At 68.0% G+C, this 26,319-nt stretch carries 24 protein-coding genes and 1 pseudogene; 15 read left to right on the forward strand and 10 right to left on the reverse strand.

Annotation, left to right across the window (positions count from 1 at the left end; translation table 11 throughout):
- Positions 1-15: 15 nt before the first annotated feature.
- Positions 16-1,629 (reverse strand): RNA repair transcriptional activator RtcR, encoded by a 1,614-nt coding sequence (rtcR, locus tag RT97_RS16720; protein WP_042579924.1) that lies wholly within the window; start codon positions 1,627-1,629, stop codon positions 16-18.
- Between the two features lie 214 nt (positions 1,630-1,843).
- Between rtcR and RT97_RS16725 the strand changes: the two genes are divergently transcribed.
- Positions 1,844-3,403 carry a vWA domain-containing protein gene (locus RT97_RS16725; RefSeq protein ID WP_042579925.1) on the forward strand — a complete coding sequence of 520 codons (1,560 nt, stop codon included), beginning with the start codon at positions 1,844-1,846 and terminating at the stop codon, positions 3,401-3,403.
- A 264-nt stretch (positions 3,404-3,667) separates the two neighbouring features.
- On the opposite strand, the gene RT97_RS33165 is transcribed toward RT97_RS16725, so the two are convergent.
- Positions 3,668-3,982: a hypothetical protein gene (locus RT97_RS33165; protein ID WP_155403828.1), complete on the reverse strand. Its 315-nt coding sequence runs from the start codon at positions 3,980-3,982 to the stop codon at positions 3,668-3,670.
- Positions 3,983-4,341: 359 nt separating this feature from the next.
- Between RT97_RS33165 and RT97_RS16730 the strand changes: the two genes are divergently transcribed.
- Genes RT97_RS16730 through rtcA form a run of 5 tightly spaced genes read left to right on the forward strand, consistent with a single transcriptional unit; the run spans position 4,342 to position 8,694 of the window.
- The gene (locus tag RT97_RS16730; protein WP_042579926.1) at positions 4,342-4,842 is read left to right on the forward strand and encodes a hypothetical protein; all 501 of its coding nucleotides are present in this window, start codon (positions 4,342-4,344) and stop codon (positions 4,840-4,842) included.
- 37 nt (positions 4,843-4,879) lie between these two features.
- On the forward strand, positions 4,880-6,100 hold the full coding sequence (locus RT97_RS16735; RefSeq protein ID WP_042579927.1) for an RtcB family protein: 1,221 nt from the start codon (positions 4,880-4,882) through the stop codon (positions 6,098-6,100).
- A gap of 49 nt (positions 6,101-6,149) precedes the next feature.
- Positions 6,150-6,794 (forward strand): zinc-ribbon domain containing protein, encoded by a 645-nt coding sequence (locus RT97_RS16740; protein ID WP_042579928.1) that lies wholly within the window; start codon positions 6,150-6,152, stop codon positions 6,792-6,794.
- Positions 6,795-6,814: 20 nt separating this feature from the next.
- Positions 6,815-7,660, forward strand: coding sequence for a nucleotidyltransferase domain-containing protein (locus tag RT97_RS16745; protein ID WP_042579946.1), 846 nt, complete (start codon positions 6,815-6,817; stop codon positions 7,658-7,660).
- A complete protein-coding gene (gene rtcA, locus RT97_RS16750; RefSeq protein WP_042579929.1) occupies positions 7,657-8,694 on the forward strand; it encodes an RNA 3'-terminal phosphate cyclase in 1,038 nt (345 codons plus the stop codon). Before RT97_RS16745 ends, rtcA begins: the two co-directional genes overlap by 4 nt.
- Positions 8,695-8,716: 22 nt before the next feature.
- Here rtcA and RT97_RS16755 read toward each other — a convergent pair whose 3' ends face one another.
- A complete protein-coding gene (locus RT97_RS16755) occupies positions 8,717-9,166 on the reverse strand; it encodes a MarR family winged helix-turn-helix transcriptional regulator (protein WP_042579930.1) in 450 nt (149 codons plus the stop codon).
- 73 nt (positions 9,167-9,239) lie between these two features.
- Here RT97_RS16755 and RT97_RS16760 point away from each other — a divergent pair, with 73 nt between their 5' ends.
- From RT97_RS16760 to RT97_RS16785, 6 genes are all read left to right on the forward strand, one after another.
- Positions 9,240-10,232: a Bug family tripartite tricarboxylate transporter substrate binding protein gene (locus RT97_RS16760; RefSeq protein ID WP_042579931.1), complete on the forward strand. Its 993-nt coding sequence runs from the start codon at positions 9,240-9,242 to the stop codon at positions 10,230-10,232.
- A gap of 17 nt (positions 10,233-10,249) precedes the next feature.
- Positions 10,250-11,221: an amidohydrolase family protein gene (locus RT97_RS16765; RefSeq protein WP_042579932.1), complete on the forward strand. Its 972-nt coding sequence runs from the start codon at positions 10,250-10,252 to the stop codon at positions 11,219-11,221.
- Position 11,222: 1 nt separating this feature from the next.
- Complete coding sequence (locus RT97_RS16770; protein WP_042579933.1) at positions 11,223-12,434, forward strand: 3-hydroxybenzoate 6-monooxygenase; 1,212 nt, start codon at positions 11,223-11,225, stop codon at positions 12,432-12,434.
- On the forward strand, positions 12,431-13,822 hold the full coding sequence (locus RT97_RS16775) for an MFS transporter (protein ID WP_253278250.1): 1,392 nt from the start codon (positions 12,431-12,433) through the stop codon (positions 13,820-13,822). The genes RT97_RS16770 and RT97_RS16775 overlap by 4 nt, the downstream gene beginning before the upstream one ends.
- The gene (locus RT97_RS16780; protein WP_042579934.1) at positions 13,819-14,229 is read left to right on the forward strand and encodes a DoxX family protein; all 411 of its coding nucleotides are present in this window, start codon (positions 13,819-13,821) and stop codon (positions 14,227-14,229) included. The genes RT97_RS16775 and RT97_RS16780 overlap by 4 nt, the downstream gene beginning before the upstream one ends.
- 97 nt (positions 14,230-14,326) lie before the next feature.
- Positions 14,327-15,388 (forward strand): maleylacetate reductase, encoded by a 1,062-nt coding sequence (locus RT97_RS16785; protein ID WP_042579935.1) that lies wholly within the window; start codon positions 14,327-14,329, stop codon positions 15,386-15,388.
- A gap of 74 nt (positions 15,389-15,462) precedes the next feature.
- Here the strand turns inward: RT97_RS16785 and RT97_RS16790 are convergent, their stop codons facing one another.
- Positions 15,463-15,846: a hypothetical protein gene (locus RT97_RS16790; protein ID WP_042579948.1), complete on the reverse strand. Its 384-nt coding sequence runs from the start codon at positions 15,844-15,846 to the stop codon at positions 15,463-15,465.
- Positions 15,847-15,960: 114 nt separating this feature from the next.
- Positions 15,961-17,631 carry an adenylate/guanylate cyclase domain-containing protein gene (locus tag RT97_RS16795; RefSeq protein WP_042579936.1) on the reverse strand — a complete coding sequence of 557 codons (1,671 nt, stop codon included), beginning with the start codon at positions 17,629-17,631 and terminating at the stop codon, positions 15,961-15,963.
- 62 nt (positions 17,632-17,693) lie between these two features.
- On the opposite strand from RT97_RS16795, the gene RT97_RS16800 reads away from it, so the two are divergent.
- On the forward strand, positions 17,694-18,416 hold the full coding sequence (locus RT97_RS16800; RefSeq protein ID WP_042579937.1) for a Crp/Fnr family transcriptional regulator: 723 nt from the start codon (positions 17,694-17,696) through the stop codon (positions 18,414-18,416).
- 9 nt (positions 18,417-18,425) lie between these two features.
- On the opposite strand, the gene RT97_RS16805 is transcribed toward RT97_RS16800, so the two are convergent.
- The 3 genes from RT97_RS16805 to RT97_RS16815 form a co-directional block, all read right to left on the reverse strand.
- On the reverse strand, positions 18,426-18,896 hold the full coding sequence (locus RT97_RS16805; RefSeq protein ID WP_042579938.1) for a DoxX family protein: 471 nt from the start codon (positions 18,894-18,896) through the stop codon (positions 18,426-18,428).
- Positions 18,897-19,117: 221 nt separating this feature from the next.
- On the reverse strand, positions 19,118-20,047 hold the full coding sequence (locus tag RT97_RS16810; RefSeq protein ID WP_042579939.1) for a LysR family transcriptional regulator: 930 nt from the start codon (positions 20,045-20,047) through the stop codon (positions 19,118-19,120).
- Between the two features lie 199 nt (positions 20,048-20,246).
- Positions 20,247-23,174 (reverse strand): hypothetical protein, encoded by a 2,928-nt coding sequence (locus RT97_RS16815; protein ID WP_042579940.1) that lies wholly within the window; start codon positions 23,172-23,174, stop codon positions 20,247-20,249.
- Between the two features lie 370 nt (positions 23,175-23,544).
- Between RT97_RS16815 and RT97_RS16820 the strand changes: the two genes are divergently transcribed.
- Entirely contained in the window at positions 23,545-24,384 is an 840-nt protein-coding gene (locus RT97_RS16820; RefSeq protein ID WP_042579941.1) for an intradiol ring-cleavage dioxygenase, read from the forward strand.
- Between the two features lie 75 nt (positions 24,385-24,459).
- Positions 24,460-25,218, forward strand: coding sequence for a sulfite exporter TauE/SafE family protein (locus RT97_RS16825; protein ID WP_042579942.1), 759 nt, complete (start codon positions 24,460-24,462; stop codon positions 25,216-25,218).
- 202 nt (positions 25,219-25,420) lie between these two features.
- Here RT97_RS16825 and RT97_RS16830 read toward each other — a convergent pair whose 3' ends face one another.
- Complete coding sequence (locus RT97_RS16830) at positions 25,421-25,780, reverse strand: DUF1428 domain-containing protein (protein ID WP_042579943.1); 360 nt, start codon at positions 25,778-25,780, stop codon at positions 25,421-25,423.
- Between the two features lie 70 nt (positions 25,781-25,850).
- Positions 25,851-26,319, reverse strand: a pseudogene (locus RT97_RS16835) (MFS transporter); the annotation flags it as partial.

Genomic DNA, 26,319 nt, shown 5'->3' on the forward strand with positions numbered 1-26,319 from the left:
GGCGCGGAGGATAGCTCAGGCTTCGGCGAGGCGACTCCATTCGACGCCATGTTTCGCCAGGTACTTGCGGAGGCGGTCTGCATCGTTCACGACACTGCGTTGCTCGCGTGATGCCTGGAAGAGTTGGCGTCCCGCATCGGAGAGGCTGCGCGCCTGCTTGCACACCCGCACCACCGCTTCAAGCTGCAGCCGGTCGAACAGATCGAGCGCCGCCGCGCGCTCTTCGCCCAGCAACACATCCAGGTCCACATCGCCACCGGCCTTCGCAGCCGCCGCGGGTCCGCCGTGCTTCCACAGCCATCGCAGCCGCGCGATCTCGGCTTCGACCAGCGCGACCGGAATGCGGCCGCCGTCGGCGAGCGTGGCCAGGCGCGTCACGCTCGCCGAGAGATCACGGAAGTTGCCGCTCCAGATCGCCTCGCCGCTCTGCGCAAACCGCAGGTAGGCCGCGCGCGCCTCGGCGTTGAAACGTACCACGCGATGGTTCTCGGCCGCGTGTATGGCCAGCAGGTGATCGACGTTCGGTTCGATGTCCTCTGGCCGCTGCGCGAGGCCGGGCAGGTCGTACGTCCAGAGGTTGATCCGCGCGAACAGGTCTTCGCGAAACCGCCCTTCGGCCACGTCGCTGCGCAGGTCGCGGTTGGTGCCGGCGATCAGCTGGAAGTCGCTCTCCACTTCCTTGTCGGCCCCCACGGGGAAGAAGCGTTTCTCCTCGATGGCCTTGAGCAGCATGGCCTGCTCGTCGGGCCCGAGCTCGCCGATCTCGTCGAGGAAAAGGGCGCCCTGGTTCGCAGTGCGAAGCAGGCCGGGGCGATCGCTCGCGGCCCCGGTGAAGGAGCCCTTCTTGTGGCCGAACAGCGTGGACGCCGCGCCGTCGCCGCGCAGCGTGGCGCAGTTCACCTCCACGAACGGCCCGGTCATCTGGTGCCGTGCCTGCTTCAGCTCGAACATGCGCCGCGCCAGGAACGACTTGCCCGCGCCCGTCGGCCCCACGAGCAATATCGGCGCGCGCGAGCGAACCGCCACGCGTTCGATTTCATCGATGAGCGCGTTGAAGCGCGCGTTGCGCGTGGCGATGCCGCTCTTGAGGAACGCGACCGCATCGCGCTGCTCCGCGTCGAAGCGCCGCGCGATCACGTCGTAGCGCGAGAGGTCCAGGTCGATCAGCGTGCACTTGCCGGCTTCGCCCTCGCGCTGCTTGCCGGGCGGCGAGGTCTGCGCGAGCACGCCCGGCACCACGCGCGATTCCGACAGCAGGAACATGCAGATCTGCGCGACGTGCGTGCCGGTGGTGATGTGCGTCCAGTACTGCTCGCGCTCGGTGTCGAAGGTGTAGCTGCGGGCCCAGTCGTACAGGCGCGTGTAGACCTCGCCGAAGTCCCACGGGTCTGCGAGGTCGAGCGGCACGAGGTTGACGGTGGTCTCGGGGGACACGGTGGCGATGTCGGCCTTCACCACTTCGGCGAGCGCCTTGTGGCGCAGCGTGTAGAGCAACTCCATGCGCGAGACGACCATGTCGTCGTGCTGCGCGAGCGAGATGGTGGGGCGCCACTTGTTCCAGCGGCCCGCGCCCTGGCCGGCATCGAGCTGGGTGCCGAGGAAGCCAATGACGACAATGGGTTTCTTCATTTTCTGGATAAAAGACTATCCAAAATTATAAGAAATGCTGGTGAAATCTCCGGATTTTTCCTCAGTCGACGGCTGGAGATCGAAAAAATCCTAATCAGATCAATGACTTGATCGATTCCTGCACCGAGCCGCATTGAACTGGCACACCCGTTGCAATAAGGATCACACATCCAAGAAACGAACAAACAAAAAGAACCCCACAAGGAGAAGTCACATGGCCAACCTTCAACTCTTTCAGACCCTGCGCGGCGCGCTGCTGCCTTCGGCCACCGCGCTCAACGAAGCAGGCGGCGCGGCCTACGCGCTGTCGCCCAAGCACCGGCTGGCGCAGCTCGCCGCGACCGGTTGCCTGAACAGCACCTTCTACGCTCAAGCGCAGGACCAGCTCGACGCCGTGCTGGACCTGGCCCGCGAAGTCGATCCGGTGTTCGTTGCCAAGACGGCCGTGTACGCACGCCGCGCCGGTCACATGAAGGACATGCCTGCGCTGCTCGCTGCAACGCTGGCGGTGCGCGACGTGTCGCTGCTCGCCAAGGTGTTCCCCCGCGTGGTGGACAACGGCAAGATGCTGCGCAACTTCGTGCAGATGCTGCGTTCGGGTGCCGTCGGCCGCAAGTCGCTCGGTACGCGTCCGAAGAAGCTCGTGCAGCAATGGCTGCTCGAAGCGTCCGAGGCGCAGCTGCTGAACGCCTCGGTGGGTAACGCGCCTTCGTTGGCCGACGTGGTAAAGATGGTTCACCCCAAGCCCGCCGAAGCCTGGCGCGCCGCGTGGTTCGCATGGCTGATCGATCGTCCGTATGTACTGGAGGCACTGCCCCCGTTGACGCAGGCCTTCGAACGCTTCAAGCGCGACCGTTCGCTCGAGGTGCCCGACGTGCCGTTCCAGATGCTGACCGCGCTGGAGCTGGACGCCCAGGCCTGGGCGCAGATCGCGCAGCGTGGATCGTGGCAGATGGTGCGTCAGAACCTGAACACCTTTGCGCGCCACGGCGTGTTCGAGCTGCCCGGCCTTGCCGAAGCGGTGGCCGCCAAGCTGCGTGACCCGCAGGCCGTGGCCAAGGCGCGTGTGCTGCCGTACCAGCTCATGGCGGCCTTCACCGCAACCGGCGCCGAGGTGCCGCACGTGGTGAAGGAGGCTTTGCAGGACGCGATGGAACTCGCGCTGGCCAACGTGCCGGTGTTCGAGGGCCGCGTCGTGGTGTGCCCCGACGTGTCGGGCTCGATGAGCTCGCCGGTGACGGGTCACCGCGGCTCCGCGACCTCGGCGGTGCGTTGCATCGACGTGGCCGCGCTGGTGGCTGCCGCCGTGCTGCGCCGCAATGCGGATGCACGTGTGCTGCCCTTCGAGACGAAGGTGGTGTCGCTGAAGCTGAATCCGCACGATTCGGTGATGACCAACGCGGCCAAGCTGGCGGCGGTGGGTGGCGGCGGTACCTCGTGCAGCGCGCCGCTGGCGCTGCTGAACAAGGAGAAGGCGCAGGCCGATCTGGTGGTGCTGGTGTCGGACAACGAATCGTGGGCCGACCGCGCCCGTGGCCGCGGCACCGCGACCATGCAGGAATGGGCGGCGTTCAAGGCGCGCAACCCGAAGGCGCGGCTGGTGTGCATCGACATCCAGCCTTGTGCGACCACCCAGGCGCAGGAGCGTGACGATGTGCTGAACATCGGCGGCTTCAGCGACGAAGTGTTCAGGCTGCTGGCGGTGTATGCCGCGGGTGGCCTGGGCGCCGACCACTGGGTGGGAGTGATCGAAGAGACTTCGATCGGAGAGTGAAGCGAGAGGGTGCCGCGGGCCTTGGCCCGCGGTGCCCGATCCGAAGAAATTGAACGTCGTCGTTCGGCGAATGCAGATGCGAGTACATCCAACCATGTGCTTCCTCGCATCGACTGTTGGTCGCCGAACGGGGATGAAAGTTGTTGTGCGAATGCAGGCAGGACTACATCTGGACGCCCGGGGGTCGAACCCCAACACCGGCTTGCCGGTGGGCATGTCTTGCCATCCTCGTCGCACTTTTTTTTGCAGCGAATGCTGACGGAACTACAGCCTCCAACGCTCGGGGTCGCGGGTTCGAATCCCGCCGGTCGAAAGACCGTAGCTCAGTGGTAGAGCACGACGTTTCGTCGATTCTTGTCGCTGCTTTTTTTTGTATTGGTCAGGGAGGTTGGTGTTCTCCTTGCGAATGTTGATGGAACTACAAGTGTCGCGGGTTCGAATCCCGCCCGCTTCCGAAAAGAGGCGGTAGCTCAGCAGGTAGAGCGGTTTCATCTCCTCCTTGTCGCAAGGAAAACGCTTTGATGTTTGTGAGGTGAATGCAGACGGGTTTACAGGTAAGAGCGTCATGGCCTTGGCCACGAAGGTCCCGGGTCCGAATCCCGGTCTGCTTCGGCAGATAGCTCAGTTCAGAACCCGTCGCTCCTCGTCACCTCTTTTTTTGCATATCGGGCACGCAGGCACAGAAGGGAGCGCCACTGCCAAAAATGTTTTGAATTGCCGGCAGCCTGGGTAAGACCAGGTACGGCGGGCAAGTCGGTCGACGGGCAAGGTTGAGGATGCAGGTGCTGGCTCCGATGACGGGTCTGTCACTGGCGCGCGTTTCCAATCGTCGACTGGGCCGCTGGATTCAAGCACCACGGTCGCCGTATTGATGCGGGTTCGAATCCCGCCGTGTCCACCAGTCAGTTGCATGTTGTTGAAAAGAGAGAAAGAAGATCATGTCGGATGAGCATCGCCCCCAGGAGCGGATCGGCTACGCGCTGAGCGGCGCCGGCTGGGCCACGTTGAGCTTTCGCGCGGAGGCCGGACCGATGGCGTTCGCCGTGTCGTACCTGCACGATTCGCTGGGCGATCTCGCGCGGATGGCGCTCGACTTGGTGAAGGGCGCGACTGCCGCTGCGGCCGTCTTCATGGACGAACCCGGCGAAGTCCACCTCCTGGTGACGGGCGACTCGGACGTCCTGGCATTCGAATTGCGCCGCTACCGCGATTGGGCGAGCTGGGGCATCACCGCCATGGACGACTACGAGCTGCTGGACCATGGAGCCATCGGGCGCGTGGACCTGGTGCGCAACATCCATGCGATCCTGGGGCGTATGTACGTGGATGTGGGGCCGGAAAAATACCGTGAGCTCTGGATGGAGCATGAATTTCCGCTGCGCACCTACGAAGAGCTCATCGCCGCATTCAAGAAGTGGCCGTGGGCCTCCTGGAAATAAGAAACGAACAAAGAAAAAAGAGAAGGAAGAGAAAGAAATGACGAACTACAAACTGCACGAAGTAGCCAACGGCGTGCCCGTGAAGATGTGGACGAACGGCGTGCCCGTGGAAGACGAGGCGAAAAAGCAGCTCGAGAACGCCGCGCGCCTGCCGATCGTGTTCAAGCACATCGCGGCCATGCCCGACGTGCACTACGGCATCGGCGCGACCGTGGGCTCGGTGATCCCGACCTTCAAGGCGATCATCCCCGCCGCCGTGGGCGTTGACATCGGCTGCGGAATGATGGCCTGCAAGACCACGCTCAACGCACGCGACCTGCCCGACAACCTGGGCTCGCTGCGCTCGGCGATCGAGAAGGCCGTGCCGCACGGATCGAACCCCAAGCGCATGGGCCGAGACAAGGGCTCGTGGGAAACGCCGCCCGACGAAACCGACGCGGCCTGGGCCAAGCTGGTGGACGAGTTCGATGCAATCTGCGAGGACTACCCGCGCATCAAGAACACGAACAACCACAAGCACCTGGGAACGCTGGGTACCGGCAACCACTTCATCGAGGTGTGCCTCGACGAAGCCGGCGCCGTGTGGTTCATGCTGCACTCGGGTTCGCGTGGGGTGGGCAATGCCATCGGCACCCACTTCATCGAACTCGCGAAGAAGGACGCAGAGCTGCACCAGCGCAACCTGCCCGACCAGGACCTGGCGTACTTCGAGGAAGGCGCCCTGTACTTCGGCGACTACGTGCGTGCGGTGGGCTGGGCCCAGAAGTTCGCGCGTGCGAACCGCGAAGTGATGATGCAGCGCGTGGTCGCGGCCGCGCGCAAGGTCATCGCCAAGCCTTTCGAGGCGCACGTGGAAGCGGTGAACTGCCACCACAACTACGTGAGCCGCGAGACGCACTTCGGCGAAGACGTGCTGGTGACGCGCAAGGGCGCGGTGAGCGCGAAGGCCGGCGAGCTCGGGATCATCCCCGGGAGCATGGGGGCCAAGAGCTACATCGTGCGCGGCAAGGGCAACCCCGAGAGCTTCATGAGCTGCAGCCACGGCGCGGGTCGAAAGATGAGCCGTACGAAGGCGAAGAAGCTCTTCACCGTCGCCGACCAGATCGCCGCGACCGAAGGGGTCGAATGCCGCAAGGACGCCGACGTGATCGACGAGATCCCGATGGCCTACAAGGACATCGACGCGGTGATGGAGGCGCAGAAGGACCTGGTGCAGGTGGTTTACACGCTCAAGCAGGTGGTTTGCGTGAAAGGTTAGACAAAGGCCGTCGGCGTTCGCTGCGGCCGATCGTTGGAGAAACATGGCCATGAAAAGCAACAAGCAACGCCGCGCCGAGATCAAGGCGCATCGTCTCGAACGCGCCGCGCGTGCTGCGGCACGCCAGCGCGCGCATGTCGATGGGCGCCTCGTGCGCGGAGCCATCGGCCAGGTCGCGGCCGATACCGCATTGCTGGCCGCGAACAACAACACCTACGGATTGCTGCCTGTGTACTACGTGGACAAGGCGTTCACCTGCCGGGATTGCGACGCCGAGCAGGTCTGGACGGCAAAGCAGCAGAAGTGGTGGTACGAGTCGATGCACGGCAACATCAACAGCACGGCCGTGCGCTGCTTGCGGTGCCGGCGTGCGCGCCGTGCGCGGCTGCATGCATCGCAGGCGCCTGATGGGGCCAACCTGCTGGGAGTGCAGACCATGCGGCTGCGCGCGCTGGGTGCCGCCGCGCCCAATGCCGAGGCCGCCGCCGAACTGGAGGCGGCATTGCAAAGCAAATGGTGGAGCCTGCGTACCGTCGCCATCCAGGCGATGGCCCGCTGGGGGGACTCCGAGCGCATCGGGCGACTCCTCGCACTCGTGGCGGCGCGACCCTCCGGTGGCCGCCGATACTCGACTTGGGAACGCGTCGCGGCCGACACCGCGGCCCACGCGCTGCGCGAAACGCACGCAACGTGAAGACAGAAAAAGACAAGCTGATGACGAACAAGGAATTCCTCCGCTCCGCCCACCCCATCGACCCCGCCATGCGCGAGGAGATCATGGCCAACCTGCGCGCCATCGAGGCGACGCACGACGTCACCGTTCTCTTCGCCTGCGAGTCCGGCAGCCGCGGCTGGGGCTTCGCCTCGCCCGACAGCGACTACGACGTGCGCTTCATCTACGTGAACCACCTGCCGTGGTACCTCACGGTGACGCCGCGCCGCGACGTGATCGAAGTGCCGATCAGCGGCGACCTGGACATCAACGGCTGGGACTTGCGCAAGGCGCTGGGCCTCATGCGCGAGTCGAACCCGACGCTGCTCGAATGGCTGCGCTCGCCGATCGTGTACTGCGACGACGCGGTGGCGATGCCGCGTCTCCGCGCGCTGTCAGAGGCGGTGTTTTCCAACGCACGCGCCTGGCATCACTACAGCTCGATGGCAAGGAAAAACTTTCGCGAGCACCTGCAGGCCGACGAAGTGCGCTACAAGAAATACCTTTACGTGCTGCGCCCGCTGCTGGCCGCGCGCTGGATCCGCACGCAGCCCGGCGTGCCGCCGATGCGCTTCGCCGACCTGGCGCAGCACACGCTGGATGTTGTGCGCGATGCCGCGCTCATCGACGAAATCAACGCGTTGCTCGAAGTGAAGATGCGCGCCGGCGAAGCTGCGACCAGCCCGCGCTGGCCCGGCATCCACGCGTTCATCGAAGGCGAGCTCGCGGCCAACGCCGCAGAGCCGATCACGCCGCTGCCGCAGGCCGAAGAGGCCGGGCTCGACGCGTTTCTCTGCGAGACGGTACTGCGCTTCGATGCGGCGGTGCAGGTAGGAGGCCGCGCATGATCGAACTCGACGGTTCCCAAGGAGAGGGCGGCGGCCAGATCCTGCGCACCAGCCTCGCGCTGTCGGTGGTGACGGGTCAACCCCTTGCCATCGAGAAGATCCGCGCCGGTCGGGCCAAGCCCGGCCTGATGCGCCAGCACCTGGCATGCGTGAAGGCCGCGGCCGAGATCAGCGGCGCGCAGGTCGAAGGCGCCGAGCTCGGCTCGCAAGCGCTGCGCTTCGTTCCCGGCCCGGTGCGCGCGGGCGACTACCGCTTCGCGATCGCCAGCGCGGGCAGCTGCATGCTGGTGCTGCAGACCGTGCTGCCGACGCTGCTGCTGGCCGGCGCGACCAGCCGGCTGCACTTGAGCGGCGGCACGCACAACCCGATGGCGCCGCCGTTCCACTTTCTGGAGCGTGCGTTCGTGCCGCTGGTGCGCCGTCTCGGTGCCGACTTGCAGCTCACGCTGCGCCGCTGCGGTTTCTACCCCGCGGGCGGCGGCGAGGTCGAGGCGACCATCGTGCCGGCCGTTGGCGCGCTGCAGCCCTTCGACCTGATGGTGCGCGGTGCGCAGAAATCGGACCATGCGGAGTGCCTGGCCCCTGGCCTGCCGCGGCATGTATCGACGCGCGAGCTCGAGACGCTGGGGGCTGCGATGGGCTGGTCGGGCGAGCAACTGCGTGTCGGTTCGGCGCGCCAGAACGAAGGTCCCGGCAATGCGCTGCTCGCCACGCTGGCGTATGAGCACGTCACCGAGGTGTTCACGGCCTTCGGCGAGAAGACGCTGAGCGCCGAGCAGGTGGCGCATGGCCTGGTCAAGGAACTGCGCGCGTTCCAGAAGAGCGAGGCGGCGGTCGGCCCGCACCTGGCCGATCAGCTCGCGCTGCTGCTGGCGCTGGCCACCTGGCAGAGCCGCAAGCCCGCCGCGTTCACCTGCTGCGAGGTGACGGCGCACACGCGCACCAACTGCGCGGTGATCGAGCGCTTCCTGCCGGTGCGCTTCGCAATCGCCGAGAGCCGCGCGGCCTCGACGGTGCAGGTCTCCCCGGCCTGATGGAAGGACGACGCCCGCTCGCTCAGGCGAGCGGCGTCGCGTTGGCGTAGAGGCGCAGCAGCATCGCGCGCAGCGTCTTCACCTCGGCCGCGCTGAAGTCCGAGGTCGCTACCGCCTCGTAGTGCTGCGCGAGCGGAATCAGCTCGCAGGTCAGCGCCAATCCGCGTTCTGTCAGATCGATGCGCACCGCGCGCTTGTCGGTGTCGCACTTCTCGCGCGCCATCAATTCATGCGCCACCAGCCGGTCGACGATGCGCGACAGCGCCGACAGGTCGGTGGAGGCGTGCGTTGCCAATTCGGACAGCGTTTGCCGTGGCGTGTGCTGCAGCGACGCGCACACGCGCCACTCGCTCAGGCTGAGCCCATAGGGTTTCAACGCCTTCGCAAAGGCGTTGCCCATGCGGGCACCCGCTCGTGCGAGCAGGAACGGAATGGCCTTTTCGAGGTCGTGATCGGGGTGCAGGGTTTTCATCTAGACGTGCTTGATTATTCAAGTATATAGTCCGCCGCAATTACTTGAATAATCAAGCAAAACGGAGACGACCATGAATCTGAAGCCCACGCGCCGAAGCGCCATCGCGGTGCTGATTTCCCTCCTGTCGGCGGCGCCGCTGGCGCATGCGCAAAGCGCAGCTGCCGCCAGGTGGCCGGTGCAGGCGGTGCGGTTCGTGGTGCCGTTCCCCGCGGGTTCGGCGCCCGACGTGTTGATCCGTCACGTGGGCGCCAAGCTCGGCGAGAAGTGGGGCCAGGGCGTCATCGTCGACAACAAGCCCGGCGGCAGCGGCGTGATCGGCATGAACGCGATCCTCGCGGCGCCGAGCGACGGCTACACCTTCGGCTTCGTGCAGGGCTCGGCCATTTCGGTCGCACCGAGCACGATCAAGGGCGTGAGCTACGACTTCAACCGCGACTTCGTGCCGGTCACGCTCGCCGCGGTCGCGCCCTTCATGCTCGCCGTGCCGGCCAACTCGCCCTACAAGACGCTCGCCGATTTCATCGCCGCTGCACGCGCCAGGCCGCAGGGCATCGAGGTGGCCGACAACGGCCGCGGCACCGCGCCGCACCTGGCATCCGCGCTGCTCGGCCTGCAATCGGGCGCGCAGTTCCTCGAGGTGCACTACCCCGGCGGCGCGCAGGCCATGCAGGCCACGCTGGGCGGCCAGACGCAGATGATGGTCGAGACCTACAACGTGGTTGCGGGCAACGTGCAGGGCGGGCGCATGCGCGTGCTGGCCAGCATGGGCGACCGCGTCGAGGCGGGCCTCGAGTCGTTCCCGCTCGCGAGCAAGACGGTGCCCGGCGCGGTGGCGCACGGCTGGTTCGCGGTGATCGCGAAGAAGGGCGTCGATCCGCTCGTGCTCGCGAAGCTCAACAAGGACATGAACGAGGCGCTGCTGCTGCCCGACGTGGTCGCCAAGTCGCGCGAGCTGGGCACCTACCCGCGCCCCGGCACCCCCGAGCAACTGGCGCGCTACATCGCCGACGACCGCAAGACCTGGCAGGACGTGCTGGACAAACTGAACATCAAACCGGAGTGACCACCCCAATGAACCCCATGAAGAACAAGATCGCCCTGGAAGAGCATTTCGCGATCGACCTCACGATCGCCGACTCGCAGGTCTACGCCCGTCCCGAGGTGTGGCAGGGCTTGAAGAGCAACCTGCTCGATTTCGAGCAGCAGCGCCTGGAGAAGATGGACGAGTGGGGCACCGAGTTGTCGATCCTGTCGCTCAACTCGCCGGCGGTGCAGGGCATTCCCGATGCGAAGCGCGCCATCGAAGTAGCGCGGCGCGCCAACGACGTGCTGGCCGAGCAGATCAAGCGTCACCCCACACGCTTCGGCGGATTCGCCGCGCTGCCGATGCAAGACCCCGAGGTCGCCGCACGCGAACTGGAACGCTGCGTCAACGAGCTGGGCTTTCACGGCTTCCTGGTCAACGGCTTCTCGCAGGTCGGCGACGAGAACACCGTCGTCTACTACGACGACGCGCGCTTCAACGATTTCTGGACCGCCGCCGCCGCGTTGAAGAAGCCTTTCTATATGCACCCGCGCGATCCGCTCCTCGCTCGCGAGCCGATCTACGACGGCGCGCACTGGCTCACCGGCCCGACCTGGGCCTTTGCGATGGAAACGGCCATCCATGCGCTGCGCCTCATGTCCAGCGGCATGTTCGACCGCCACCCCGCGCTGCAGATGATCCTCGGGCACTTCGGCGAGGGCATTCCGTTCAACATCTGGCGCGTCGACCACATCCTGCGCAAGGGCCGCCGCGGCATGCCGTGCGACAAGGAAATCGGCGAGTACCTGCGCAGCAACGTGCACATCACCACCAGCGGCAACTTCCGCACGCCGACGCTGCTGTCGACGATGCTCGAGGTGGGGTCGGACCGCATCATGTATTCGGTCGACTACCCCTTCGAGAAGCACGAGGACGCCGCCCGCTGGTTCGACACCTGCGAGATCAGCGAGAACGATCGCCAGAAGATCGGCCGCGACAACGCCCGCAAGCTCTTCGGGCTGAAGTGACATGAGCGCCGCGAAAGACACCCGCCCCGTGCTCGTGGCCGGCGGCGGCATCGGCGGCCTAGCCGCCGCGCTGGCCCTGGTCCGCGAAGGCTATCGCGTGAAGGTGATCGAGCAGGCCGGCCAGATCGGCGAGATCGGCGCGGGAATCCAGCTGAGCCCCAACGCCTTCGCGGCCTGCGACGCGCTCGGCGTGGGCGAACACCTGCGCGCCAAGGCGGTCTACACCGAAGAGATGGTGATGTTCGACGCCATCGATGCGAAGCGCGTGGCGAGCATTTCGCTTTCGGACAAATTCCGCGCGCGCTTCGGCAATCCCTACGCGGTGATCCATCGCGCCGACATCCACGGCGCGCTGCTCGAAGGGGTGAAGGCAACGACCGACGGCATCGAGTTCCTCACCTCGACCAAGGTCGTGCACATCGAGCAGGACGACCGCGGCGTGACGCTCATCGATGCGCAAGGCGGCCGGCACGAAGGCCAGGCCGTGATCGGCTGCGACGGCGTGCGCTCGGCGGTGCGCCAGCAGTACGTGGGCGACAGCATCCGCGTCTCGGGCCACGTCGTGTTTCGCGCGGTGGTCGATACGGCCGAGTTTCCCGAGGCGCTGCGCTTCACCGCGCCGTGCATCTGGGTCGGCCCCAACTGCCACCTGGTGCACTACCCGCTCAAGGGCGGCGACAAGTTCAACATCGCCGTCACCTTCCACAGCGACCAGCCCGAGGAGTGGGGCTCGATGGACGGCGACCCGGCCGAGGTGCAGCGTTACTTCCGCATCACCTGCGAACAGGTGCAGCAACTGCTGCGCATTCCGAAGGCCTGGAAGCGCTATTCGACGGCCGACCGCAACCCCATCGAGCAATGGACCTTCGGCCGCGCGACGCTGCTGGGCGATGCGGCGCACCCGATGGTGCAGTACCTCGCGCAGGGCGCTTGCACGGCTTGCGAAGACGCGGTGGCGCTGGGCCTCGCGCTGCGCCGCGAAGGCGGCGACTGGCCGCGAGCGCTCGCGCTGTACGAGCGCGCCCGCGTCGCACGCACCGCGCGCGTGGTGCTGTCGGCGCGCGAGATGGGGCGCATCTATCACGCCAAGGGCGTCGAGCGCCTGGTGCGCAACAGCATGTGGAACGGGCGCCCGCAAGAGCGCTTCTACGACGCGCTCGAATGGCTCTACGGCTGGACGGCCGCCACGTGTCTCGACGAGGCGACGGCGTGAAGGCATTCCCCGATTCGCTCGAAGCGAGCGCGGGCGGCAGCGGCCCGACAGCCGCCATCGACATCCCCGCGCTGATCGACAGCCACCCCGTCAGCAGCTTCCAGAAGTGGATCCTGCTGCTGGTCGGCTGCGCCGTGGTGATGGACGGCTTCGATGTGCAGGCGATGGGATTCGTCGCGCCGGCCATCGTGCACGCCTGGGGCATCGACAAGGCCGCGCTCGGTCCGGTGTTCGGCGCGGGGCTGCTGGGCATGCTGGTCGGCTCGCTGGTGCTGAGCATCTGCGCCGACCGCATCGGACGGCGACCCGTGCTGCTGGGCGCCACGGTGTTCTTCGCGCTGTGCATGCTCGCCACGGCTTTCGCGCACACGCTGAACCAGCTGCTCGCGATGCGCTTCGTCACCGGCATCGGCCTGGGCGGCATCATGGCCAACGCGAGCGCGCTGGCCAGCGAATACAGCCCGCACCGCCGTCGCGTCACGCTGATGATGTGGGTGTCTTGCGGCTTCACGGGCGGTGCGGTGCTGGGCGGGCTGATCTCCGCCGTGCTCATTCCGCGGGGCGGCTGGCAGGCGGTGTTCGTGTTCGGCGGCGTGGTGCCGCTGGTCATCGCCGCGCTGATGTGGCGCTACATGCCCGAGTCGATGCAGTTCCTCGTGTTGCGCGGCCGCAAGCTCGATCGCGTGCCTGGGTGGCTCCAGCGCATCGCGCCCGAAGTGCGCATGGGGCCCGGCACCCGCTACGTGGTGCATGAAGCGAAGCAGGACGGCGCCCCGGTCGCCGAGCTGTTCCGCGCGGGGCGCGGCCCGGCCACGCTGCTCCTGTGGGGCATCAACTTCATGAACCTGCTGAACCTGTTCTTCCTCGCGAACTGGCTGCCCACCATCGCGACCGAGGCGGGCTACAGCGGCGGCACGGCGGTGCTGGTCGGCACGCTGCTGCAGGTGGGCGGCGTGGTCGGCACGGTGGCGATGGGGCCGCTCATCGACCGCATCGGCTTCTACCGCGTGCTGGTGCCCATCTTCGCGATCGCGGTGCTGACCATCGGCGTCATCGGCCAGCCGGCGCTGCCGCTTGCGCTCTTGCTCGCGGTGGTAGCCGTGAGCGGCTTCTGCGTGGTGGGTGCGCAGCCCGCGCTCATCGCACTGGCCTCGAGCGTGTACCCGACGACGGTGCGCGCCACCGGCATGGGCTGGAGCCTGGGCATCGGCCGCGCGGGCTCCATCGTGGGGCCGGTGCTGGCGGGCTGGCTCATCGGGCTGCATTGGACGAACAGCGCGCTCTTCATCGCAGCCGCCGTGCCGGCGCTGCTGTCCTGCGCAATGGTGCTCTGCATGGGGCGATTGAAATTCACGGGCGCCGCTGCGCGCCCAGGAGAAACGGCATGACGACGACAACGAACCATTCTTCCGCCTGGAACCTGGCGGCCCGCGTGCTGATGGCAGCGATCTTCTTGGTCGCGGGCGTGCGCAAGCTCATGACCTACGGCGCGACGCTCGGCTACTTCGCCAAGCTCGGCATTCCGCTGGGCGACGTGGTGCTGCCGTTGACCATCGCGCTGGAGATCGGCGGTGGCCTGCTGCTGATCGCTGGCTGGCGCCTCCAGTGGGTGGCGAGCGCGCTGGCCCTGTTCACGCTGGCCACGGCCTTCACGGCGCATGCGTTCTGGTCCGCCGATGCGGCGCAGTTCTCGGCGCAGCTCAACAACTTCCTGAAGAACGTGGCGATGGCGGGCGGCTTCCTGCTGCTGATCGTCCAGGCCTCCGGCGGCGAGCGCAAGCGCACGGCCCCCTGAGCGCGTGCAGGCTGGAAAACTCCTTTCCACCCGCATGGTTGAACCGCCCGCGGGGCGGGTGGACACTCGCCCGCACCTTTTCACGAAAGATCGAGCGATGCCTGTCCAATCCTTCGTATACAACAGCGCTCCGCAGCGGGTGGTCTTCGGTGCGGGGTCGCTGCAGCACCTGGCGCGCGAGATCGATGCGCTCGGCGCGCGCCGCGCGCTGGTGCTCTGCACGCCCGAGCAGCGCCCGCAGGCCGAGCGCATCGCCGACATGCTGGGCGCGCACGCGGCCGGCGTGTTCGACCGGGCCGTGATGCACGTGCCCATCGAGACCGCACGCGAAGCCAGGGACGTGGCGCAGCGCCTGGGCGCTGACTGCGCCGTGGCCATCGGCGGCGGCTCGACTACGGGCCTGGGAAAAGCCATCGCGCTCGACTCGGGCCTGCCGATCCTTGCGATACCGACCACCTACGCGGGCTCCGAGATGACGCCGATCTACGGCATCACCGAAGCCGGCATGAAGAAGACCGGCAAGGACTTCAAGGTGCTGCCGCGCACCGTGATCTACGACCCCGAGCTCTCGATGACCTTGCCAGTGGGCATGAGCGTGACGAGCGGCATCAACGCCATCGCGCACGCGGCCGAAGGCCTGTACGCGACCGATGCGAATCCGGTCATGGACCTGATGGCCGAGGAGGGCATCGCCGCCCTGGGCCGCGCGCTGCCCGCCATCCGTGCTTCGGCGCAGGATGCGGCCGCGCGCAGCGACGCGCTCTACGGCGCATGGCTCTGCGGCACGGTGCTCGGCAACGTCGGCATGGCGCTGCATCACAAGCTGTGCCACACGCTGGGCGGCAGCTTCAACCTGCCGCATGCGGAGACGCACACCATCGTCTTGCCGCATGCGCTGGCCTACAACGCCGCGGCGGCGCCCGAGGCGATGGCGCGCATCGCGAAGGCGCTCGGCAAAGACAACGCGGCGCAGGCCGTGTTCGACCTCGCGCGCGACAACGGCGCGCCGGTCGCGTTGCGCGACATCGGCATGAAGGAGGCAGACCTCGACGTGGCCTGCGCGCATGCGCTAAAAAATCAATACCCCAATCCGCGCCCGCTGGAGCGCGATGCGATCCGTGCCCTGCTGCAGGACGCGTGGGAAGGCGTGCGGCCCTGAGCCGCTACCCGGTCTTCGCAAGGGCAGGCTGAGGTGCGGACGCCCGCCGTAGCAGGACGGGCGCCGCGAACCGCTTACAGCGGCAGTGCGTCGCCGCGGGCGGCCGCGCGTGCGGCGTCGCGCACCGCCGCACGATCAACCGTGCCGGCCAGCGACACCACGCCCGACGAAGCGCCTTCGGCGTAAGGGTTGTCGCTGTGCGCGGCGGCAACGGCTTCGGCGCGGACCGCGGCGCGGCTGGTCGCAGAAGCGATCACCGGGGCCGGGCCGGCATTGGCGCCTTCGGCATAGGGGTTGTCGCTGCGCGCGGCGGCCACGGCCTGGGTGCGCACGTCGGCGCGGCTGGCCTGCGAGGCGATCGATTGCACGCCTTCGTAGGTTTCGGCATGCACGGCGCCTGCCGCACCCAGCATGGCGAATGCGGCGGCGGTCAGGGCGAGGCGTTGCTTGGTGTTCATGATCAAGGTCCCTTTGGATGACGGTGTGGTCGGCGGACATTCGTCGTTGCCACGGGATGCAGTGTGAAACCGCATCGTGGTTCGCGCTGTGCGTTTGCGCACCGCTTTCGTCAACTACAAGGGCAGGGGCGCGGGCTGCGGATACAGCACCTGGAGGGGCTCGGAGCGGCCTCGCACGGTGAGCGCTTCGGCCGGGCCCAGCGTGCCTGCAACACCGGCCTGCTCGGCCGCGAACAGCGAGACGACCAGGCGCGATGCGGCCGTCTTCGAATGGTCTTGCAGGCGGCTCGCGGTGTTCACCACTTCGCCGATGGCGGTGAAGGTGGTGGTCTCCAGGTAGCCCACCTCGCCGACCGCCGCGCGCCCCGCATGCAGGCCCATGCCGAACGCCAGGCGCTGCCCGAACTGCGCCTCGAAGCCTTCGCTCCATGCGTCCATGCGCTGGGCGATCAGCGTGGTCGCATGCAGTGCCTGCCGGCATGCGGTGGGCAGGTCGCATTCGAGCCCGAAGATCGCCATCACGCTGTCGCCGATGAACTGGTTGGGCACGCCGCCGCTTTCGCGCACGGCCGCGCCGACGGTGGCGAAGTAGCGGTCGAGCACGTAGGCGAGGTCGAAGGGCCACTGCCGCTCCGACAGGCCCGACCAGCGCCGGAGATCGACAAAAAGAATCGCCACGTCGCGCTCGCGCCCGAAGCTTCCGACCGGCGCGGGCCGCCCCTCGTTGGGCAGCGGCGCGAAGAGCGGCGTGACCTCGATGTCGCCGCGCGGGCGCAGCTGGCAGGCCAGGCGCACGTCGGCTGGCGCGCGCACGCGTTCGAGCGTGCGCTGCTCGTCGCGACCCGGCTCGCCGATGTGCTCGGGCGCGCCGACCACGCGCACGCGGCAGGTGGAGCAGCGCGCGCGGCCGCCGCAGATCGACACGTGCGCAATGCCGTGCGAACGGCTCGCCTCCAGCACGCTCCAGCCGCGCGGCACCTGCACCGTGCGGTCGGGGTAGCGCAGCGCGATCGACGGTTCGCGCGAAAGGCGCGCGAACCGGTTGCGTCCCCAGCGTGCCGAGAGCAGTGCGAGCAATGCGAGCACATAGAGCCACTTCAGGCCTTGTTCGGCTTCATTCAGCGCCTGCCCTTGCGCGGCCGTGGGCACCGGCACGGTCGGCACGCCGGTCCACTGGAACTCGCGCCCGATGGAGATGAAGCCCATCGCCGCCGTGAGCGGCAGCACCACCGCAATGGCCAGCAACAGGTACGAGAAGCGCCGGTACAGCGGCTGCGCCCGGAGCGCGAAGTGCAGGCCGAGGCAGCCGTGGCTCCAGGCCGCGAGCATCAGGCCGAACTGCGCGGCTGCACCCGGCAGGCTCCACAGGCCCCACACCACGCGCACGTAGGAGCCGTCGATGCCGTAGGCCTCGTAGGCGCCGCGTATGGCCGTCAGGTGGGTGGCGATGAGCAGCGGCAGCGCAAAGCCCAGCAGCACGCGCAGGGCCTCCAGCGGCGGCATGCGCAGCGTGCGCCGCTCCCAGAGGGCGACGACGGCGAGCGCCAGGTGCGTGAGGGCCGCGCCGTAGAGCAGCACCGTGCCCGGCAGGCTGTGCCAGAACTTCTGCGCTACGCGCAGCACGCTCTCGGCGAGGTGGAACGAATGGATGCCCAGCGAATGGTTCAGCAGGTGCACCGTCACGTAGCCCATCAGCACCAGTCCGCTCGCCCAGCGGAGATTGCGCCGGGTCGGCGTTCTCAGCGAAAAGGAGGATCGAGGAGGTGGCGGGGAACGACTGTCCATGAACGGGTTCGAAGCGGCACCCGAGCATAATGCGCGCGCCCCAGGCGCCTCGATCGACCGGCATGGCCACACCCGAACCACCCACCCCCCGCTCCAGCCTCGCGCTGCGCCAGATCGCGCTGCTCGAAGGTCTCTCCGACCAGCGCCTGGACCTGCTCGCCCAGCAATGCCTGTGGCACAGCGTGGAAGCAGGCAAGCCGCTGCTCTTGCGCGCCGAGCAGCAGGGCGAGGTGTTCCTGCTGGTCTCGGGCCGGGTGCGGGTGACGACCTATTCGGCCAATGGCCGGCAGGTCACCTTCCGCGATGCCGAGGCCGGGCAGTACTTCGGAGACATCGCCGCCATCGACGGCGGCCCGCGCTCCGCCGACGTGGTGACGCTGGAGCCCAGCGTGGTCGCGAGCCTCGATCGCTCCGCGTTCAGGACCCTCTTGCGCGACGAGCCCCTGGTGGCCGAGCGCGTGATGCAGCGGCTGGCCTCGCTGGTGCGCCAGCTCTCCGAGCGCGTGATCGACCTGAGCACCCTGGGCGTGCAGAACCGGCTGCATGCCGAGTTGCTGCGCCTCGCACGCGCGGCCGGCGTCGAGGGCAACGAGGCCCGGCTGGAGCCGGCCCCCAAGCACGCGGCGCTGGCCAGCCAGATCAGCACGAACCGCGAGCAGGTCACGCGCGAGCTCAATGTGCTGATGCGCAGCGGCGTGCTGCGCAAGGACGGAAAAGCTTTGTTGGTGTCCGACGCCGCTCGCCTGGAATCGATGGTCTCGCAGGTACGGGGCGACGCCGGCTGAACCGGCAGGTCAGTTCCAGCGGCCGTTGCGTCCGCCGACGCTGAAGCGCCCCGCGCCCAGCAGCACCACGGTCAGCGCGCCGAACAGGTACAGGCCCTGCAGTTCCAGCGCCCAGCCGCCTTGCTTGGTGAGCGCGAACAGGTCGGCCATGTGCACGAGGCCCAGGGCCACGATCATGTTGATGACGATCACGGCCGCGGCGGCGCGGGTCCAGAAGCCGGCGATCAGCAGCAGCGGCGCCACGATTTCCCCGACGTACACGAGGTAGGCGAGGCTGCCCGGCAGGCCCGCCTTGGCCAGCATGCCGCCGATGAAGCCCACGCCCGCCGACAGCTTGAAAACGCCGTGCAGCAGCACGAGCACGCCGATCGTCAGGCGCAACAGCAGCTTGCCGGCATCGTCCCGCGCGGCGGGGGAGGGCGAGGCGAGCGACGACGGTGCGATCGGCGCACGCGAGGTGTTGGCGGCTACGGTGTTCATGGCAGATCCTTGGAACTTGAAAAAGGAAGGGTCCGCCACGGATTGCGGCGGTTGCGGTTCCAGTGTGCGGATCTGCCGGAAAGCGGGATGTGCGTTTACGCACATGTTTGGGCGAAAGGCGCGAACCGCATCAGCCGTTCGGGCTGAGCTTGTCGAAGCCCTGCGCGGCGCTTCGACACGCTCGGCGTGAACGGATCATTGGTTTCGAGTGCAACGGCCCGTCAGTGCGCGCCGAAGTGGCTGGTCCACTTGCGCTCGTAGTCCATCTTCTGGAAGTGAGCGGCCATGAAATCGATGAAGCTGCGCACCTTCGCCGACAGGTGCTTGCGGCTCGGGTAGGCCAGGTTGATCGCCAGGTGCGGCAGGTCCCAGTCGTCCAGCGTGGGCACGAGGCGGCCGGCCACGATGTCGTCGTAGACGATGTAGGTCGGCTGCACCAGGATGCCCATGCCGTCGAGCGCGGCGGCGCGCAGCACCTGGCCATCGTTCGATTCGAGCAGGCCGGCGATCGACACCGTGCGCGTCTCGCCCTTGCGCGTGAAGCGCAGCTCGTTCGGGTTGTTGGCGTGCGTGTAGATCAGCAGCTTGTGCTGTTTCAACTCATCCAGCGTCTTCGGAAACCCGTGCTGCGCAAAGTAGCGCGGCGACGCCGCGAGGATGCGCCGCGTCTCGCCGAGCCGGCGGATCGTGACGTTCGAATCGGGCTCGTACTCGCGCGTGCGGATCGCCACGTCGATGTTGTTGTCGATCAGGTCGAAGTAGCGGTTGGCCGCCTCCACGTGCACCGTCACGCCCGGGTAGCGCTGCGTGTATTCGCGCAGGAGCGGCGCGATGTGGTGGATCGAGAACGACAGCGAGGCCGTGACGCGCAGCACGCCGGTGGGGTTGAGCGCGGTGGCGTTCACCGTCGACTCGGCATCGGCCAGGTCGGCCAGGATGGTCTTGGCGCGTGCGCAGAACTCGCGGCCGGTGTCGGTGAGGTACAGGCGCCGTGTGTTGCGCTCCACCAGACGTGCGCCGAGCCGGGCTTCGAGCCCGCTCAGGTGGCGGCTCGCGGCGGCGTTCGAGAGGCCCAGCGCCTCGGCCGCGCGGCTCAGGCTGCCGGCATCGGCGATCTGCACGAGCAGGGCGATTTCGGTCCAGCGGTCCATGGCGGGTGTCTCCGGGGCTTGTCCTGGGCGGTCGATGCGGGGAATCGGCCCTGGTCCCCAAGCGTCATCGAGCCGGCGATTCTAGGGGCGACCTTCGCGCCGGCGCGATGGCGCGGGCTTGGAGCGCAGGCAAGGAAAAAGGGACCGTTGCCGGTCCCTCCTTGCGTTGCGCGTGCGGCCGTGAAGCCGCGACCCTGGATCAGCCCAGCAGGCCGTGCAGGATGTTCGTCACGGGAGACGTCGCGCCACCGGCGCCGTGATCGAGCAGGCTGGTGATGGGTGCCACGACTTCGGCCACCAGCGGAGTGACCGCATGGCCGAGGTCCACCACCACGCCGGGCAGCGAGGCGAGCGGCGACCCCGAGCCCGAACCGGGCCCAGCCGAGCCGGCCAGGATGTCGGTCACGGGCGACGTGATGTCGGACGCGGCATGCACCACGCTGGCTGCGATCGGCCCGATCGCATCGGTGAGCGACGCGACCGGCTCCAGGATGTTCGCCGTCGGGCCGCTGCCGCCCAGCACGCCGCCGAGCAGATTGCCAACGAGGCCGTCCTGGCCGAGGACGCTGCCGAGAAGGCCGCCGTCGCCGCCGAGCAGGCCGCCGACGATGCCGTCTTCACCGAGCACACCGCCGAGGAGACCGCCGTCGCCGCCGAGCACGCCGCCGACGATGCCGTTTTCGTCGAGTACGCCGCCGAGGAGACCCCCGTCGCCGCCGAGCACGCCGCCGACGATGCCGTTTTCGCCGAGTACGCCGCCAAGGAGGCCGCCGTCGCCGCCGAGCAGGCCACCGACGATGCCGTTTTCTCCGAGCACGCCGCCAAGGAGGCCGCCGTCGCCGCCGAGCAGGCCACCGACGATGCCGTTGTCTCCGAGCACGCCGTCGAGGAGACCGCCGTCGCCGCCGAGCACGCCGCCGACGATGCCGTCGTCGCCGAGTACACCGCCGAGGAGACCACCGTCACCGCCCAGCAGGCCGGTCAACGGTCCATCGCTCAGCAGGTTGCCGACGACGCCGTCGGTTCCGAGCAGTCCGTCCACGAGGCCTCCCTCGCCGAGCACCCCACCGGAGAGGCCTTCGCTGCCGAGCACACCGGCGAGTGCGCCTTCGCCGCCAAGCAATCCGCCAACGACTCCATCCTGGCCAAGCAGGCCGCCGGCCAAGCCGTCGTTGCCCAGCACGCCACCCAGCAGACCCCCGTCACCGCCGAGCACGCCACCCAGCAGTCCGTCGTCGCCGAGGACGCCACCAAGGAGGCCGCCTTCACCGCCGAGCAGACCACCAAGCAGTCCGTCGTCACCAAGCACGCCCTCAAGGAGGCCGCCTTCACCGCCGAGCACGCCGCCCAGCAGTCCGTCGTCACCGAGCACGCCGCCAAGGAGGCCGCCTTCACCGCCGAGCACGCCGCCCAGCAGTCCGTCGTCGCCGAGGACGCCGCCAAGGAGGCCGCCTTCGCCGCCGAGCAAACCACCCAGCAGTCCGTCGTCGCCGAGGACACTGCCAAGGAGGCCGCCTTCACCGCCGAGCACGCCACCCAACAGCCCGTCGTCACCGAGGACGCCGCCAAGGAGGCCGCCTTCACCGCCGAGCACGCCGCCCAACAGGCCGTCGTCGCCGAGGACGCCGCCAAGGAGACCACCCTCGCCGCCGAGCAGACCACCCAGCAGGCCGTCGTCACCGAGCACGCCGCCAAGGAGGCCACCTTCGCCGCCGAGCAACCCACCCAGCAAGCCATCGCCGCCCAGCAACTGCCCGATCAGTCCGTCGTCGCCAAGGAGGCCGCCGACCAGCCCGTTGTCGCCCAGCAGGCCTTCGAGCACCTGGCCGACCACGCCGTCGTCGCCGAGCAGTCCGTCCACGAGGCCGTCGACGCCCAGGCCGGTGGTCACGCCGCCGAGCAGGCCGTCGCTGCCGAGCACGTTGTCCAGGACGTTGCCGAGCGCATCGGTCAGGTAGTCGACCTGGCCGATCAGCGAGCCGACCAGCGCATCCGTCAGGCCGTTGCCCAGCAGGCCGTCGACCACGGGGGTCAGCACGCCGCCGATGTCGACGACCACGTTCTCGACGGCGTCGTCCACCGGATCGAATTCATTCGGGTCGTTGGCCGTGAACTCGTTGCCCGCGATCGGCGAGAGCACGTCGTCCACCAGGTCCGTCAGGCCGTCGACCGAGGGCATCAGCGATCCCAGCGTGCCGGAGGAGCTGCCGGCGCCCCGCACGGCCGCGCCGCCCGTGCCACCCAGGCCGAGGAGGTCGTCCAGTGCGCCGACCAGATGGCCGGCGGCACCGTCGCCTGGGTCGAGCAGGTGGTCTGCATCGGCGTCGGCGTCGGCATCGGCATCGGCATCGGCATCGGCATCGGCATCGGCATCGGCGTCCGCATCCGCGTCGGCATCTGCATCTGCATCGGCGTCTGCATCCGCATCGGCGTCCGCATCGGCATCGGAGTCCGCGTCTGCATCCGCATCTCCGTCCGCATCCGCGTCGGCATCGGCATCCGCATCAGCGTCAGCGTCGGTTTCGCCGACGCCTGGAGCGAAGAAGGAAAGGCCGCTGCCGCCGCCGTCGCCACCGCCGCTGAGCGCGGCGCCGAGCGCGACAGCGCCCAGCGCGCCGAGGCCGAATTCGCCCAGGCCGATGCCGCTGCCGCCCGCGGCTTTCTTGGTCACGGCCACGGCGGCGGCGTCCGCATCGCTGTCGGCCGGCGTGACTTCCAGGTTGCCTGCCGCCACATCGACATTCACCTGCTCCAGGCCGCCGGGCAGCTTGGTCGATCCGATGGTGGCGTCAGTGCCGCCCTGGAAGACGCCCGCGAGCGGCGCCTTGTTGGCCGCCGAGCCGGGGAAGAGCACGTTGGCATGGCCACCGTCGGGAACGATCACGCGGTCGCCCGCCATCAGGGTCTGGGTGCCGTCCACCGGAATCCGCACGCCGTCGCGCACGACGACCGTGCCGGGCGTGGCGTTGGACAGCGACCCCAGGCCCGCGGGCATCGAGGGCGAGGCCATCGCGGCCGAGCCCATGGGCGCGATCGGCGTGGTGCTGGCCTGCGCCAGGACCACGGGGGCCGCATCGTTCTCGGCCATCGCCGGGGTCGAAAGGATGGGTGCTTGGGGGGTGATCATGGGAGGCCTCCTCGAGGAATAAGTGACTGCAAAGCGCAACATGCGTGCCGCCTTTGCACCTGCCCACCGCCGCGCCTCCGCAAACGACCTATCTGCTTGATTTGAAAAGACTTTCTCGCGCAGACCGGGGCAAACCCCCAGCGCCGGAACGGGCTGCTTTCGCGATTCGTTACGTAACGCCGCGCGCTTTTTTCCCGGAACGCCGGCCGCGCCCATGGGCGATGAAACACGCCGGGCGCGCCGACCGTTCCGCTGGGCGGAAAAATCATTTGCGCCGTGACGCTTCCGGGCGCGCGGCGCGCGGCCTACATTCCTCGGCACCCCGAGACATACAGACACACAGCGACCGCAGCACAAGGAGACAGCCACGATGCGCAACCTCAACCAGGACAACATCACCCAGGCCGTGCTTGCGCGCCTGGCCGATACGCCCGACCCCCGGCTGCACGAGATCCTGACCAGCCTCGTGCAGCACCTGCACGCCTTCGCGCGCGAGGTGAAGCTCACCGAGGCCGAGTGGTTCCAGGGCATCCAGTACCTCACGGCCACCGGCCAGATGTGCGACGACAAGCGCCAGGAGTTCATCCTGCTGTCGGACGTGCTGGGCCTGTCGATGCTCACCATCGCGATGAACAACGGCAAGCCGGACGGCTGCACCGAGGCCACGGTGTTCGGGCCCTTCTACGTCGAAGGCGCGCCCGAATACGCGCACGGCGACGACGTGGCCAACGGCGCCGCGGGCGAACCCTGCGACGTGTACGCCACGGTGCGCGGCCTCGATGGCGAGCCGGTGGCCAACGCGGTCGTCGATGTGTGGCAGGCCGACGAAGGCGGCCACTACGACGTGCAGAAAGCGGGGCTCGGCCACGCCGAGAACCGCGGGCGCCTGCGCACCGCGGCCGACGGCTCGCTGCATTTCCGGAGCGTGCTGGCCGAGGCGTATCCGATCCCGGTCGACGGCCCCGTGGGCGACCTGCTGCGCGCGACCAGGCGCCATCCTTGGCGGCCCGCGCACCTGCATTTCAAGATCGAGGCGCCGGGCTATGAGCACCTCATCACCCACGTGTTCCGCGAAGGCGACCAGTGGCTCGACTCCGACGCGGTGTTCGCGGTGCGCCAGTCGCTCGTCGCGCCGTGGAAGCAGCAGGAAAACGGCCGCTGGCGGCTGGACTTCGACTTCGTGCTGAACCCGCTGAAGCAGCCCGCCTGAAGCATCGGACCAGGCCTGCTACGCTCTCTGAGCCCGCCGCGACGGCGGGCTTTTTTCTGCGCTCCGTCACATCCCATGGCCTTCCCCCTTATCACCGACCCGCATTTCTATGCGGTCGCCATTCCCGCCGTGCTGCTGCTGGGCATCAGCAAGAGCGGCTTCGGCGCCGGCTTCGGCTCGCTCGCAGTGCCCTTGATGGCGCTCGCGGTCACCGTGCCGCAGGCGGCCGCGATCCTTATGCCGTTGCTGCTGCTGATGGACGTGCTGGGGCTCGCCGCGTTCCGGCGCGACTTCGACAAATCGCTGCTCAAGTTCTTGATCCCGTTCGGCCTGATCGGCACCGTGGTCGGCACGCTGCTGTTCCGGGTGCTGTCGGCGCACACGGTGGCGGGCATCGTCGGGGTGTTCACGCTGCTCTTCCTGGCGCAGCGGCTCGTGTTTCCGCCCAAGCCCGACGATCCGCTGCCCTCGCGCGGCGTGGGCGCGGCGCTCACGGTGGTGTCGGGCTTCACCAGCTTCATCGCCCATGCGGGCGGCCCGCCGATCAACGCCTACGTGATTCCGCTCCGGTTGAAGCCGGTGGTGTTCACCGCGACGATGGCGTACTTCTTCTTCGTGGTGAACCTGAGCAAGTGGATTCCCTACGCGTGGCTCGGCCTCATCGACTTCCGCACGCTGGCCACGTCAGTCGCGCTGATGCCGTTCGCCCCGCTGGGCGTGTGGGTGGGCATCCGCATCGCCCGGCGCATCGACGCGATCTGGTTCTATCGCTTCGTGTATCTCGGGATGTTGCTCACGGGCCTGAAGCTGGTCTACGACGGCTTCATCGGCTGAGGCCGGCCGCAGGCCCGGCCCCTTCGTGAAACACCGAGGAACCGGCTTTGCCGGGCCTCAGGTGTTGCCCCCGGTAGGGGGTAGGTGGAGCGACACGAAGTGCGCGAAGCCTGGGGGCGAGCCCAGTCCTTCCGGGCCTCAGGTGTTGCCCCCGGTAGGGGGTAGGCGGAGCGACACGAAGTGCGCGAAGCCTGGGGGCGAGTCAAAGCTCCACGATGGATTTGAACCCGCCGAAGATCATCCGCTTGCCGTCGAACGGCATCGTCTTCGGGTCCATCGACGCGATGCGCGGGTCGGCCATCACCTTCTTGTTGATCGTGTCGCGATGCTTGCGCGACTTGTAGACGATCCACGAGAAGGCCACGGTCTCGTCGGCCTTGAGCTTCACGCTCTGCGGGAACGAGGTGAGCTTGCCGGGCTTCACGTCGTCGGCGATGCACTCGACGTATTCGAGCGCGCCGTACTCCATCCAGACCTTGCCGGCCTTGCGTGCGAGCTTGCGATACGCCTCGACGTTCTTGGTGGGAATGGCAACGATGAAACCGTCTACATAGCGAGCCATGGGAGATCTCCTGAAGGAAAGATAAAAACGTTGAAGGAAAAACAGCGGCGGCTGCATGGCGTCGTGCACATCACGATGCCGATTCGCCCGCCGCCCCGCGGGGGGCCGCTTCTTCGTTGTTCTGCATTTGCGCCGGCGGTGCGGTGCGAAGCAGCAGGACCCCGATCAAACCCGCCAGTGCCGCGAACACGGCGCCGACGAGAAATGCCAGGTTGTAGCCACCGGTGAGCGCGAGCGGCATCTGTGCGCCGGCCGCTTCCATGGCCCCGGTGCGCGCCGCGGCGGCGCTGGCCAGCACGGCCAGGCCGAGCGCGCCGCCCATCATGAAGGCGGTGTTGACCACGCCGGAGGCCAGGCCCGAATCGGCGGGGTCGACCTCGCTCATCGCCGCCAGCAGCACCGGGTTGAACGCCATGCCTGCGCCGAGGCCCAGCAGCATCATCCCGGGCAGCACATCGACGACGAAGCTGCCGTTGACCGGCGCGCGCGCGAAGAGCGCGAGGCCGATCGCCGCGAGCCACAGCCCGGCCGCGAGCGGC

The sequence above is a fragment of the Variovorax paradoxus genome (assembly GCF_000834655.1).
GTDB lineage: Bacteria > Pseudomonadota > Gammaproteobacteria > Burkholderiales > Burkholderiaceae_C > Variovorax > Variovorax paradoxus_F.

What these genes read in the sequence shown, in the direction of transcription:
- RT97_RS16780 (WP_042579934.1), top strand. Translation starts at nt 13,819, where the DNA reads ATGACGACGACAACGAACCATTCTTCCGCCTGGAACCTGGCGGCCCGC.
- RT97_RS16770 (WP_042579933.1), top strand. Translation starts at nt 11,223, where the DNA reads ATGAGCGCCGCGAAAGACACCCGCCCCGTGCTCGTGGCCGGCGGCGGC.
- RT97_RS16830 (WP_042579943.1), bottom strand. Translation starts at nt 25,780, where the DNA reads ATGGCTCGCTATGTAGACGGTTTCATCGTTGCCATTCCCACCAAGAAC.
- RT97_RS16735 (WP_042579927.1), top strand. Translation starts at nt 4,880, where the DNA reads ATGACGAACTACAAACTGCACGAAGTAGCCAACGGCGTGCCCGTGAAG.
- RT97_RS16825 (WP_042579942.1), top strand. Translation starts at nt 24,460, where the DNA reads ATGGCCTTCCCCCTTATCACCGACCCGCATTTCTATGCGGTCGCCATT.
- RT97_RS16745 (WP_042579946.1), top strand. Translation starts at nt 6,815, where the DNA reads ATGACGAACAAGGAATTCCTCCGCTCCGCCCACCCCATCGACCCCGCC.
- RT97_RS16765 (WP_042579932.1), top strand. Translation starts at nt 10,250, where the DNA reads ATGAAGAACAAGATCGCCCTGGAAGAGCATTTCGCGATCGACCTCACG.
- RT97_RS16800 (WP_042579937.1), top strand. Translation starts at nt 17,694, where the DNA reads ATGGCCACACCCGAACCACCCACCCCCCGCTCCAGCCTCGCGCTGCGC.
- RT97_RS16815 (WP_042579940.1), bottom strand. Translation starts at nt 23,174, where the DNA reads ATGATCACCCCCCAAGCACCCATCCTTTCGACCCCGGCGATGGCCGAG.
- RT97_RS16820 (WP_042579941.1), top strand. Translation starts at nt 23,545, where the DNA reads ATGCGCAACCTCAACCAGGACAACATCACCCAGGCCGTGCTTGCGCGC.
- rtcA (WP_042579929.1), top strand. Translation starts at nt 7,657, where the DNA reads ATGATCGAACTCGACGGTTCCCAAGGAGAGGGCGGCGGCCAGATCCTG.
- RT97_RS16755 (WP_042579930.1), bottom strand. Translation starts at nt 9,166, where the DNA reads ATGAAAACCCTGCACCCCGATCACGACCTCGAAAAGGCCATTCCGTTC.
- RT97_RS16795 (WP_042579936.1), bottom strand. Translation starts at nt 17,631, where the DNA reads ATGGACAGTCGTTCCCCGCCACCTCCTCGATCCTCCTTTTCGCTGAGA.
- RT97_RS16790 (WP_042579948.1), bottom strand. Translation starts at nt 15,846, where the DNA reads ATGAACACCAAGCAACGCCTCGCCCTGACCGCCGCCGCATTCGCCATG.
- RT97_RS16785 (WP_042579935.1), top strand. Translation starts at nt 14,327, where the DNA reads ATGCCTGTCCAATCCTTCGTATACAACAGCGCTCCGCAGCGGGTGGTC.
- RT97_RS16725 (WP_042579925.1), top strand. Translation starts at nt 1,844, where the DNA reads ATGGCCAACCTTCAACTCTTTCAGACCCTGCGCGGCGCGCTGCTGCCT.
- RT97_RS16810 (WP_042579939.1), bottom strand. Translation starts at nt 20,047, where the DNA reads ATGGACCGCTGGACCGAAATCGCCCTGCTCGTGCAGATCGCCGATGCC.
- RT97_RS16760 (WP_042579931.1), top strand. Translation starts at nt 9,240, where the DNA reads ATGAATCTGAAGCCCACGCGCCGAAGCGCCATCGCGGTGCTGATTTCC.
- RT97_RS16730 (WP_042579926.1), top strand. Translation starts at nt 4,342, where the DNA reads ATGTCGGATGAGCATCGCCCCCAGGAGCGGATCGGCTACGCGCTGAGC.
- rtcR (WP_042579924.1), bottom strand. Translation starts at nt 1,629, where the DNA reads ATGAAGAAACCCATTGTCGTCATTGGCTTCCTCGGCACCCAGCTCGAT.
- RT97_RS16805 (WP_042579938.1), bottom strand. Translation starts at nt 18,896, where the DNA reads ATGAACACCGTAGCCGCCAACACCTCGCGTGCGCCGATCGCACCGTCG.
- RT97_RS16740 (WP_042579928.1), top strand. Translation starts at nt 6,150, where the DNA reads ATGAAAAGCAACAAGCAACGCCGCGCCGAGATCAAGGCGCATCGTCTC.